The sequence below is a fragment of the Bacillus sp. 22-7 genome (assembly GCF_010628845.1).
GTDB classification, from domain to species: domain Bacteria; phylum Bacillota; class Bacilli; order Bacillales; family Cytobacillaceae; genus Cytobacillus; species Cytobacillus firmus_B.
The window spans coordinates 21,703-33,939 of record NZ_NJQY01000006.1 but is presented as its reverse complement, the minus strand read 5'-3'; the positions used below and the strand labels follow the sequence as shown (position 1 = coordinate 33,939).

11 protein-coding genes and 1 pseudogene are annotated in these 12,237 nt (G+C 35.1%); 6 read left to right on the top strand and 6 right to left on the bottom strand.

Annotation, left to right across the window (positions count from 1 at the left end):
• Nucleotides 1-113: 113 nt before the first annotated feature.
• The 6 genes from CE058_RS04070 to hxlA form a co-directional block, all read right to left on the bottom strand.
• On the bottom strand, nucleotides 114-1,202 hold the full coding sequence (locus CE058_RS04070) for a GerAB/ArcD/ProY family transporter (protein ID WP_163140430.1): 1,089 nt from the start codon (nucleotides 1,200-1,202) through the stop codon (nucleotides 114-116).
• Nucleotides 1,203-1,233: 31 nt separating this feature from the next.
• Nucleotides 1,234-2,310: a Ger(x)C family spore germination protein gene (locus tag CE058_RS04065; protein WP_163140428.1), complete on the bottom strand. Its 1,077-nt coding sequence runs from the start codon at nucleotides 2,308-2,310 to the stop codon at nucleotides 1,234-1,236.
• A gap of 26 nt (nucleotides 2,311-2,336) precedes the next feature.
• Nucleotides 2,337-3,866, bottom strand: coding sequence for a spore germination protein (locus tag CE058_RS04060; protein ID WP_163140426.1), 1,530 nt, complete (start codon nucleotides 3,864-3,866; stop codon nucleotides 2,337-2,339).
• 430 nt (nucleotides 3,867-4,296) lie between these two features.
• Complete coding sequence (locus CE058_RS04055) at nucleotides 4,297-5,016, bottom strand: 3-ketoacyl-ACP reductase (protein ID WP_163140423.1); 720 nt, start codon at nucleotides 5,014-5,016, stop codon at nucleotides 4,297-4,299.
• Nucleotides 5,017-5,128: 112 nt separating this feature from the next.
• Entirely contained in the window at nucleotides 5,129-5,686 is a 558-nt protein-coding gene (gene hxlB, locus CE058_RS04050) for a 6-phospho-3-hexuloisomerase (protein ID WP_163140421.1), read from the bottom strand.
• An 8-nt stretch (nucleotides 5,687-5,694) separates the two neighbouring features.
• Complete coding sequence (gene hxlA, locus CE058_RS04045) at nucleotides 5,695-6,327, bottom strand: 3-hexulose-6-phosphate synthase (protein ID WP_163140419.1); 633 nt, start codon at nucleotides 6,325-6,327, stop codon at nucleotides 5,695-5,697.
• Nucleotides 6,328-6,649: 322 nt separating this feature from the next.
• Between hxlA and CE058_RS24975 the strand changes: the two are divergent.
• The 6 genes and pseudogenes from CE058_RS24975 (at nucleotide 6,650) to CE058_RS04020 (ending at nucleotide 12,184) form a co-directional block, all read left to right on the top strand.
• Nucleotides 6,650-7,102 (top strand): annotated as a pseudogene (locus CE058_RS24975) (YitT family protein).
• A gap of 52 nt (nucleotides 7,103-7,154) precedes the next feature.
• The gene (locus tag CE058_RS24970) at nucleotides 7,155-7,436 is read left to right on the top strand and encodes a DUF2179 domain-containing protein (protein WP_353618125.1); all 282 of its coding nucleotides are present in this window, start codon (nucleotides 7,155-7,157) and stop codon (nucleotides 7,434-7,436) included.
• A 451-nt stretch (nucleotides 7,437-7,887) separates the two neighbouring features.
• Nucleotides 7,888-9,342, top strand: a complete 1,455-nt coding sequence (zwf, locus tag CE058_RS04035) for a glucose-6-phosphate dehydrogenase (RefSeq protein ID WP_163140417.1) — start codon at nucleotides 7,888-7,890, stop codon at nucleotides 9,340-9,342.
• Nucleotides 9,343-9,389: 47 nt separating this feature from the next.
• Complete coding sequence (gene gnd / locus CE058_RS04030; RefSeq protein WP_163140415.1) at nucleotides 9,390-10,283, top strand: phosphogluconate dehydrogenase (NAD(+)-dependent, decarboxylating); 894 nt, start codon at nucleotides 9,390-9,392, stop codon at nucleotides 10,281-10,283.
• A 124-nt stretch (nucleotides 10,284-10,407) separates the two neighbouring features.
• Nucleotides 10,408-10,902: a hypothetical protein gene (locus CE058_RS04025; RefSeq protein WP_163140413.1), complete on the top strand. Its 495-nt coding sequence runs from the start codon at nucleotides 10,408-10,410 to the stop codon at nucleotides 10,900-10,902.
• Between the two features lie 274 nt (nucleotides 10,903-11,176).
• The gene (locus CE058_RS04020) at nucleotides 11,177-12,184 is read left to right on the top strand and encodes a DUF3231 family protein (protein ID WP_163140411.1); all 1,008 of its coding nucleotides are present in this window, start codon (nucleotides 11,177-11,179) and stop codon (nucleotides 12,182-12,184) included.
• Nucleotides 12,185-12,237 lie beyond the last annotated feature (53 nt).

The window sequence follows — 12,237 nt, the reverse complement described above, 5'->3', positions numbered from 1 at the left end:
GAGTTGCTGACAATCTAATAGGAATTTTAAAAAAACTGTGTAGACTTTATTCCATACAGTTTTTTTATCGGGGCAATTTAATATCCTTACCGAATTATTCTCGCATCAAAAGCCTATTTAGTTAGTTTTTGTTTAATGTTAATCGTTAAAAAGAGAAAAGGGACATACAAATATATAAAATAGAAGCCGACAGATGAGTATAAATCAGCTAATCGTTCTATCTGTTTATGGCTCTCTAATACATTAGAGAACAAAAAGAATAAAAAGAGGCAAATGAATAAGCTGATACGTTGTTTGATTTTTACTAACTTTTTGAGTCCGCGGCAGACTGCCCATAGATGCTGGCTAATATGAGGCAAAACGACAAGGAACCATAAGGAAACGACAATATATTCAACTCTTTCTATGAAAGGCATTTCCGCAATTTTAAGTAAAGTTAAGGTCGGCCAAATGGTTTGTTTGAGATGCTCTGCATTAAAGAAAAGAAAAGTAATGATTGTTATGGAAAGGTATAGGAAGATTGTAAACAAAACCCCGAAATGAGCCCATTTTTTTGATTTTTCAGGATTCTTGATAAATGGATAGAACATGAGTAGAGTCTCAAAGCCAAGAAACTGAAACACCATCTTTTTAGATGATCCTAATATTTCATTAACCGAGTGATTAAAAAGAGGCAGTAAATGATTGAATTGGGAAAATTCTAAGGAAAAGAATAAAAGGGGAAACAGAAAAACAAAAGGTATAACTGTTCCCCAGAAACACACCCCGGTAATCACACGAAACCCACCGGAAACAATGTAATAAAGAAGGAATAGAAAAATCACGCTTATTTGCCATGTCTTCATTAAAGGAAACATCCAAACTTGAACAACCTCAATATAAACACGGAAAACAATCAATCCCGCTACAAGAAAATAGATGATGATAAAAACGTTTAATAACCCGCCAATCCATTTCCCAAAGCAAAATTGATGGATATAAATGATATCGTTATTAGCAATTGTAAGAATGCGATATATCATCCAAACTAAAACATGAATGCTTATACCGGTTAATAGGACGGAAATCCATGCATCGTAACCGGCACTCTTTATAATATCTCTTTGAAAACTCATGATTCCCACACCAATAATATTAGAGTAAATCAGAAAGAAAACGAAAAAAGGAGATACTAAAAATCGTTCATCGGTTAAAGTGTGCACCTTATTCCCCTCCTCTTCAAAAATGAAATCCTTACTCCCCGACACCTGTTTGTATAATATTCACCTTTGTATTGACTGTAGTTTTGAGATTTGGATACATATCCTGAAACCGGCTATAATTCCACTTTCTTGATTTTGCTCTAACCATGTCTCCAAAACCAATTGGATCTACTTGGTATTCTTGAAACAACGAGATTAATTGCTGGACTTCTTCTTTAAAGTGTTTATTCATAAGATTTTCCATTTTCAAGATATCTTTTTTTGCGGTTACATTAAGCCAAGGCGGGACATCTTTTATCTGAGTATTCATCGTTAAATCGATAGATATGTTTGGAACTTGATCGATTTGACTAATTGTATAATGAGCTTTTGCATCCAGATTTTTTAATGAAATAAAACCATCCTTTTTATTTTCATTGATTTTGATGTGATAGCGTCCATTTTTGGCTCCGTCAATTAGCATTTTTACAATAAATGACTGGTTTAAATTAATATGATTTATATACTTGCCATTCTTAAATAAAGCTAACCCATTAATATGGGCTAATCCCTCCTCTATGGTAAAGTAAGGCAAATATGGATCTCTGCCTTTGTTGTAAAAATTTTCCAAAAATAAGTGTAAATTCATTTTGGGCAAATTTCCATCCTGTATATTCTGATTAATTTTATCGCTTAAATGGAAAGGAAGGTTTGTATTTTTACCTGATATTAATATATTTTCTGCTGTATGTTCGGCTATCCCCAGCTGCATTCTACTTCCCACAATCGGATCCCGGTTAAGGCTTTCTATAACCGGATTCAACCCTTGTTCCGCAAACATCTTGCCGAACAAAACTAAACGTAATTGGCCTATTTCGATTGGATGCGCAGCCTTTGTATTCAATCTAGGGAGGATATCATCATACGAAGCAGATTTTGTCGTCAAGATATTTAATTTGGTTTGTCCTTTTTCTGTGAACGTTGGATAGATAGCCGTTCCCTTGATTTCGTCCTCATGCTGATCATAACCAATCGATTCGATAATCTGAACTTGATCAATAGTCCTTTCATTCTCGCACCCAGTTAGGAAGACAATGAAGCTAATCGCAAAGAAAAAACGTGAGTTCATACCACACCTCGTCTATTATTTTCTGATTAATCATCAAAATCGTTTTTCTTTTTGATCTGGTCACTTGGATGATATCTCCAAAGTGATCGAGGACGTAAATAACTTGGTCTTTTTGATGTGGCACTATAGGACGAACGGATAAAGCTATCCGCAAAATCTTTACGCCTAAATGGATATAAGGGAACGGTATAGGGTGTACCTAAGGATTCTAAACGTGTCAGATGAACGATTAAAAAGCTTATTCCTAAAACAATCCCTAATCCGCCCCAAATGGATGCTAGTATAATCAAAGGAAAACGTAAAAAGCGTATGGTGTTCGACATTTTATAAATCGGTGTAGTAAAAGAAGCCAAAGCAGATAAGGCAACAATAATAAGCAGCACATTGCTTGTAAGTGCTGCTTCAACGGAGGCCTGGCCTATTACGATGCCACCTACGATTCCCAGCGTTTGTCCCACCTTAGTAGGTAACCGTGCTCCAGCTTCACGTAAAAGTTCAATCGTCAATTCCAAAAAAAGTACTTCTATTACCGGTGTAAACGGAACGTTATGACGTGAAAAGCTAAGGGGACCGAGTAACACTTTGGGAATCATTTCATAGTGATATGTCAAAACAGCTATGTAGATAGAGGTTGCAAAAACTGAGAAAAGCACACTAAAGATACGTATCAAACGAAAAAAAGACGCAATAATCCAAGGTAAATAGTAATCTTCAGGCGAAACAAAAAAATCAAGTAATGTGGAGGGGCCCGTAACGGCATAAGCCGACCCATTACTAAAAACAGCTACTTGTCCGCTAATCAAAGCAAAAACCGTTCTATCAATACGTTCCGTGGATAGAAGTAGCGGAAAAGGTGTTAAGGAATTATCGGTTATGATTTGATGAAGCTGAGAGGAATCAAAAACCACATCAAAATCGATATTTTGTAATCGTTGAGTCATCGTTTGAATATGCTGCTCATTTGTAATCCCTTCAATATAAGCGATGATAACTTTAGTATGTGACATAGACCCTATGTGAATGTCTTTGATAATTAAATTAGGTGTATTGATTTGCTGCCTTAGTAAATGTATATTGATATCGACATTTTCAACAAATCCAATTTGAGGTCCTATGACGCTGAACTCATTTTCAACGTTATTTTGCTCACGCAGCCCAACTTTTTCATTGGATAAATTAATTAAAGCACACTTAAAATCATTTTCTTTTAGTTGCAGAATAGCATACCCTTTAAGGAATTTCGATTCGATCACTTCGATATTTTCTGTAATCAAAATATCATCAATGGGAATCGTATTCTTAATATCCTCAATGTTTTTTATGTGACCAATATCAAAAGAGGATTCTTGGAAAATGGATAATACTTTGCACTGAAATTGTTCTCGATCAATTAGTGTGTTGTAGTAAGAAAGGATGAAATGTCCTGCTTTATTTATAAGTGAAAGTTGCCCAAAATCACTGGATTTTTTTGCTTTATTAAAAAAATGGTTAATATCTTGAGGAGCTATTGCTTTTTTCTCATTTTTATTTTTTAAGAACAGTTGTTTAAAGGACATATAATCACCTCAATCACTTAGAGCCATTCATGGTTATCTATATTATGGTGAAATTTATATTCAAATATGCTTTTTGCCAGAAAAGTATTACAGAGGGTACTGTAAAAAAGTCCCTTTCATTTGGGATGAAACGATGAATCATTGACATGATTTATTAAAAGGGCCTTAATATAAAATTGGAACTAATAAAATAGGAATAGGGGAGGAAGATGTTAAAAGATTGGGTGAACCTTTTTTCACTACCAAACATAATGGAAATGGATTAGGCCTTATGGTCAGCTATCAAGGAACCTCTTTTATCATCACATTTAAAAACAAAAAAAGAAGTTAACCAGTTAATTGTTGATTTAGAGAAAGTAATGTCCTTGTATCACTGATACGTATATTTTGTACGAACTAAAGAAGCAGACCCCACTGGATCTGCTTCGTTTTATGATGGATTTGTTGACCATAATCCAGCTGTTTTAACGAATACCCTTGGATTAAATTTTAAACTAGCCACGACTAATTCTGCAAGGTCTTCTGGGTGCATCACGTTTTCTTCATTGCCTTTAACAAGATTTGTATCAATGGCTAAATCTGTAACGACCGTACTTGGTGTTAAAGCAGTAACACGGACATTATGTTTTCTTACTTCTAGCATAAGTGATTCTGTTAGCCCTAAAACAGCGAATTTAGAAGCACTGTAAGCACTTGTAACAGGAGCACCTTTTTGGCCAGCAGATGAAGAGATATTGATGATATCTCCTGATTTTCTTTCGATCATTCCTGGTAATACTGCTCTTGTTACATTATACACACCCATTAAATTGACTTGGATGATTTTTTCCCATTCTTCTGGTGTTAGATCAAGGAACCCGCCAAATTTAGCAACACCAGCATTGTTGATTAGGATATCAATTGGGCCTAAGTCTGATTTGATATGTTCAACAGCATGGATAACGGATTCAAGATCGGTCACATCTGCTGCTGATGCAGAAACCTTTACATCAAATTGTGCTAGTTCAGCAGCTACCTTTTCTAGATTAGACATATTTAAGCCGATTAGGCCTAAATGAACGCCTTCTTTTGCTAAGGCGATAGCAGTAGCACGTCCAATGCCTCTTCCTGCGCCAGTAACTATTGCAGTTTTTCCATTTAAAGAAATCATTTTATCACTCCTAAAATTATTACAAATTGAAGTAGTTCATTTAACAGAAAGACCACAATCTTGCATGGAAACAGCTTGCGGTCTTTCCTTTTTAGAACTCGAGGAATAATGTTTATTCTAAGTTGGCGTGTCTACCGTACATTTTATTGGTATCCAAACCTTTTTTCTCCATGAACCGAAGAATCACTGCGTCGTAAAATAGTAAAAGTGTTTGCTCAAATAATGAGCCCATTGGTTGAATCGTCTTAAAATCACTCTCCGACTGATCTTTAGGTGAACCAGGCAACTTAATTGTAATTTCCGCTAATTGTCCAATAGTGGACTCAGGGAAAATGGTTACAGCTGCAATCGTCCCACCGATGCTTTTTGCTTTCTCAGCCATGGAAACTAAACCTTTCGTTTCTCCTGAACCTGATCCAATGATTAAGATGTCATCTTTTTCAAAGTTAGGGGTTACTGTTTCGCCAATCACATAGGCATCTATCCCCATGTGCATCATTCGCATGGCAAATGATTTGGCCATAAATCCAGATCTGCCTGCGCCTGCAACAAAGATTTTTTTTGATTCAAGAATCCCATTAACTAATTTTTCAGCTTCATCATTCGAAATTAAATCTGCGGAGCGATTTAACTCTTTTATGATTTTAGCTAGGTATTGAGTTGTATTCATGATCTGAATTACCCTTGATTAATCATTTGTTGCATTTTGGCAGCAGCAGCTTTTTTATCAGCTTGTCCAGTAATCCCGCCACCTACAATGACAAGGTCTGGTTTGACTTTGATGACTTCAGGAAGTGTGTCTAACTTAATACCACCTGCGATTGCAGTTTTAGCATTTTTTACGACACCTTTGATGGTTTGTAAATCTTCAAAAGAGTTCTTTCCAACTGCTTGAAGATCGTAGCCAGTATGAACACAAATATAATCAACGCCCATAGCGTCCACTTCTTTTGCACGTCCAGCAAGGTCTTTTACAGCAATCATATCAACAAGGATTTTTTTACCTTGTTTTTTCGCTTCTTCAACAGCACCTTTGATTGACATATCTTCAGAAGTTCCAAGAATTGTGACGATATCTGCACCTGCTTCAGAAGCTTTCATTACTTCATAACCAGCTGCATCCATGATTTTTAGGTCTGCTAATACCTTTAAGTTAGGGAAAGCTTTTTTAACTGCTTTTACAGCATGAAGACCTTCATTAATTACAACCGGTGTACCGATTTCAACGATATCAATGTGCTCCTCCACTTCTTTAACTAACTCAATTGCTTCTGGGATATTGACTAAATCTAATGCTAATTGTAATTCCATCTATATTCACTCCTATAATTTTTTTATTGTTGTACAGTGATAATTTCTCCAAAGGGTAATAATACTTTTACAGTAATATTATCCTTAAATTGCATTATCCGTACCTGCCAGCAATAAGGGATATCATGTCCTCTCGCTGAACAATTGCAAGTATATAACGTATGATTAAACATTAAAAGTACGCACTTTTATTTTACATAGTGTTAAAAAGTATACTATAAGACAAACCTCTTATGATAATTGCCCAAATTGTCATTGTTGATGTTGTTTATAAAAATCGCCAAATGGGCTGGTAGATGATGGGGTAACTGCCTTTTCAATTATGGCAAATGCCATGTGGGGATTACCAATATTTGCACTTTTTTTAGGTTTAAATATCCCTATCTTACTCTTTACAGCTAAAGATGTCGGAAAAACTTTTATGATTAGAACCTTGTATGCAAACATCATTACTTCTTTTGGATTAGTTCTTTTTGAATCCACAATCGGATGTGTTAATTGTTATTTACGATGGAGTAATTTAGGTGCAGGGGTAGGAATTGTTGTAAAAAGCGGAGGGGCCATCGATGGAATTGAAATGCTGGCTATATGGTTTAACCGGCACCATTGAATACCGATTGGCACATTCTTATTAGCTGTTAATGTTGTAATTATTAATATTGCCGCTTTTGTCTTTTCACTAGAAAAAGCCATGCTGTCACTTGCCGTGTATTATTTTGTTGCAAAAATGATTAATTATGTTTTGATGGATTTAATCATGGGAAATCTGTCATGATCATTAAGAAAAACCGGATGAAATTTGTGAAAGGATAATCAAAGAATTAAATATGAGTATTACCTGTTTATATGGTGAAGGTGGATTTTTAAGTAAAAAGATGAAAATAATCTATTGTATAACCAATCCATTTATTTATTCGAAATTAAAAAGGGTTATATTTTCAGTCGATACTAATGCAATTATGGAGGCTTCTTATGTTTGTGAGACATCCGGTTTAGATAGCTCGCTTATTACGCCAAAAGCTTCAACACATAAAGAATACTGTACTCAACAAATTTTTATCACTTATATTTTTGTGGCCAGGGAGAGGATGCTCACCCTGGCTTTTTAATTTATTTAACACAAAAATAGATGAGTTTATTTCTTACAGTATACATTTTGTTATTATGTTATTTTTTTAACACTATTTAAATAAAAAGTGCGTACTTCCATTTAAAAAATGTAGGTATTATACTTACATCTTGTTGCAACATTGGATTCACGAAATACTGTGGTTATTGATCAGTCATCTGACCTTCCGCATTCAGCTTACTATATTGAAAGGGTGAATAGTATGTTCGGGTTACAAGCAAAGCATCACAAAGTTTGTTCAAGATGCCTAACCTTCACATCGAATAATGGTTATTGTCCAAAATGTGGTCATTCGCATTTTAGGGACATCATTATTACGGTCCAAGCAGGTTCACATAATAAGATGGCTAAGCCAGGGATTGGCTAACAAGAGTTATAGTAGCTTTTTAAGAAAGGCATAAGTGGAATTTTTAATTTAGGAGGTATGTAAAATGGAGGCAATGACATTTGTCTTATTTGGGGCGACAGGGGACTTAGCAAAAAGAAAAATCTTCCCGGCTCTATATAATTTATTTTTGGATCAAAAATTACCTCTGCCTATCTCAATTATTGGGGTGGGCAGAGGAGAATTATCAGATACTGATTTCCAAAACCATGTGGAAGATTCCTTAAAAACATTTTCTAGACGATCGCTAAATGACGATTCAAACTTTGAAGTTTTTATCCGTGCCTTTCGGTATAGCCAGGTAGATGCTATCAAGGCTGAAGGATATAAAGGATTACTTGAACTCGTTAAACAACGTGAAGAAGAATTGAATATTCCAGAAAATCGTATGTTCTACCTCTCTGTTGCTCCAGAGTTTTTTAATGTGATTGCTTTCAACATTAAAGAGAGTGGTCTAGGTTCTACTAAAGGTTGGAAACGTCTAATTATCGAAAAACCGTTTGGACATGACTTAAAATCAGCTCAAGAATTAAACGATAAACTAAGTACAGCTTTTGATGAAGAAGAAATTTTTCGCATCGACCACTATCTTGGAAAGCCGATGGTACAAAACCTGGAAGCGTTAGGATTTGCAAATCCAGTGCTTCAAGCATTATGGAACAACCAATACATTGCAAATGTGCAAATTACTGCAAGCGAAACTGTTGGGGTTGAAGAGAGAGCTGGTTATTATGATCAAGCTGGGGCTATTCGCGACATGTTTCAAAATCATATGCTGCAAATGTTGATGATGACAGCAATGCAGCTGCCAAAACAAATTAGTGCAGAAGAGATCCGCAATGAAAAGAGAAAAGTAATAGAATCACTTCGTCCATTAAAGAAAGAGGATGTGGTGAATTATGTGATTCGAGGTCAATATGGTCCTGGTGAAATCCAAGGTAAACCAGTTGTTGGGTATACAGGAGAACCTGAAGTTGCTCCTTCTTCTTTAAATGACACATTTGTGGCTGCCCGTCTATGTGTGGATAATGATTTTTGGAGAGGGGTTCCTTTCTATCTCCGTACAGGAAAAAGAATGACAGAGAAATCCACCCGAATTGTAATTGAATTCAAAAATACTTTAAAGGATTTGTATAGGACTCAAGAAGAAACTGCGCCAAATCTTTTGGTGATTGAAATCAATCCAAACGAAAGTGTTTCATTACAATTAAATAGTAAAAACCCATTAAACAATGGAAAAATCGAACCAGTCAATGTTGATTTTTCTGCTAAGCAAGCAGATGTTCCTGAAGCGTATGAGCTTTTAATTTACGATGCAATGCGTGGCGACTCAACATTCTTTGCACATTGGAAAGAAGTGGAGCTGTCCTGGAAATGGGTACAGCCTATCTTAGAGGCTTTTGAGGAAAATACCATTCCCCTTCAATTATATCCATCCGGGTCAATGGGACCAGATGCTTCCCATCAATTATTGGCAGAGGAAGGATATAAATGGTGGTAGTAATAAAAGATGAGAAGATTTTTTAGATTATTAAGGAGGAAATGAACATGAAAGTTGGATTAATTGGTTTAGGAAAAATGGGATTAAACTTAGGTCAAAATTTACTTGATAACAAGCACGAAGTAGTAGCTTTCGATGTAAATGGAGGTGCCGTTGAAGAAATGAAGAAATACGGTGCTCAAGGTACATCTGATTTAAAAGAACTTGTTGAATCATTAGAAAAACCAAGAGTTGTATGGATTATGGTTCCGCATGCTGTGGTAGATACAGTAATTGATGAAATGACACCATTATTAGGCACTGGAGATATCGTAATTGAAGCTGGAAATTCTCACTATAAGGAATCCATTCGCCGATATAACCAGCTAAAGGAAACAGGAATTCACTTTATGGATGCCGGTACTTCTGGTGGAATGGAAGGTGCTCGTAATGGAGCATGTTATATGATTGGTGGAGACCCTGAAGCATGGAGCATCGTGGAACCTATTTTCAAGGACACAGCTGTCGAAAACGGATTTATCTATGCTGGTAAAGCAGGGAGCGGTCATTTCTTAAAAATGGTTCACAATGGAATTGAATACGGTATGATGGCTGCGATTGGTGAAGGATTCGAGGTATTAGAAAAAAGCAAGTTCGATTTTGACTACGAAAAAGTGGCTAGAGTGTGGAATAACGGCTCAGTTATTCGTTCATGGCTCATGGAGTTGACTGAACGTGCATTTTCAAAAGATGCAAAGCTAGATGAAATTAAAGGGATTATGCACTCTTCTGGTGAAGGGAAATGGACAGTTGAAACAGCTTTAGATTTACAAGCAGCCACTCCTGTTATCGCAATGTCTCTTTTGATGCGTTACCGTTCATTAGACAGCGATACTTTTACAGGTAAAGTGGTAGCTGCATTAAGAAACGAATTTGGTGGACATGTTGTTGAAAAAAACTAACAGAATTACATCTGTCACATTAATAGAAAAAGAGTCAATAAAAATAGGTGAAGAAAAATAGCTCATTATTTGTGAAATGGTAATGAAAACAATGAATATGATGGTAGAAAAGGATGTGAAGTTCATGAATATTTTGGATGCAAAAATGATAAATACTCAGTATGGAATAGAAACTTATCTAGATCTATTGAAAAATGTTGAAGTGAAAGACATTCAATATGTTACAGAGACAGCTTCTTTTTACGAAATCACTATAGGTGTAGAGTATTTTCGGTTAAGAAATAAAAATTATTATAATGGTGAAAAGAGATATTTTAAGATGCGAATGAATTCTGATTTAAATGCTATTACTATAATAGAAACAAAAAGAGAAAGTTTATTTGCTGTGAAAAATGAATTTGAAAGATCTGCAACAAAGGAACTGATTGGAGAGTGGCTAATAAAAAGCAATGCTTTCAGAAAAGTTCTTAATGATTTGATAGCTGATAAGAAAATGGAAAACATTAAAACGGAGGAAAATATAATAGGAACAATAAGGTTCCTGGAGAAATTACTTGAAATCACAACAGAAGACATTATAAGTGCTCGTGTTGAGAGATCTCACCAGTTTCAGAAATAACCATTAAAATGATAGAAAATTTATTTGGAGTATATTTTTTAGAAAAGTTAAATAGGGGATCTAAAACGGTATGAATTCCCTATTTAACTTCTGCTTCTATTTCTGTAATGTATCTTCCTATCAAGAAAATATGATTAACTTTTCCAATCATATAAGATTCCCTAATAAACATGAGTAAGAAAACGATAAAATGTTTATCTTGCCAGGAACATTTAACAAATAAAATTAATGTAAATGGTTATCCTAATCTGTAATAGCTAGGAGGGATGATAAAATGGAACAAGTTAATCACCATACAAAAATTAATGCATCAGAAAATGCTGTCATTTGGTCACAATATGTTAATGACAGTTTGTCGCGATGTATTCTTCGCTATATGTTACATGATGTAAAGGATGAAGATATTCGCGATTTACTGGCATTTGCCTTAGAATTATCAGAAACTCATATAGATAAAACGAAGCAATTCTTAACCTTGGAAAATCTTCCAATTCCAATAGGCTTTACAGACGAAGATGTCACAGTAGACGCTCCTAGTTTATTTACTGATACATTTAAGATTGTTTATTTACATATTATGACAATTCACGGTTTGACGAGATATGCTGGTGCCACTAGTGTTTGTATACGAGAGGATGTCAGAAAATACTTTATTGAATGTACTTCGCAATCATTGGATCTATATGATAGGGTAACTAGTGTTTCCTTAAATAAGGGGATTATTAACAAACCTCCTGCTTTAAACAATCAACAAAAGATTGATTTTGTTAGGAAACAAAATTATTTAACTGGTTGGTTTGGGAAACGTAGACCTATTAACGCAATTGAAATCAGTGGTGTGCATCTTAATATGCAGAAAACAATGATGAAAATGGTATTGGAGTTAGGATTCAGTCAAGTTTGTCAATCTAAAGAGGTACGAGATTATATGGAACGTGCTCGTAAGCTTTGTAGTAAACACTTTGATATTCTAAGTACAATGTTAAAAGAGGAGAATCTTCATGTTCCAAAGTTATTTGAAACAGAAGTAACAGATTCAACAGTTCCACCCTTTTCAGATAAACTTATGCTATTTCATATAGCGACACTGCTTTCCGCAGCAATTGCTTATTATAGTGAGGCATTAACAATGGGACAAAGAAGAGACTTAGCGGCAAATTACGCACGAATGAACACCGAAATTGCCTTAATTGCTGAAGATGGTTTAAATTTATTAATAGAAAAGGGATGGATGGAACAACCTCCATCTGCCACTGATCACGAAAATTTGGCAAAGAATTAGATCAATGATAATTATGGTTTATGAAAAAGAAAGACCTAGTTATGATGGGTGTC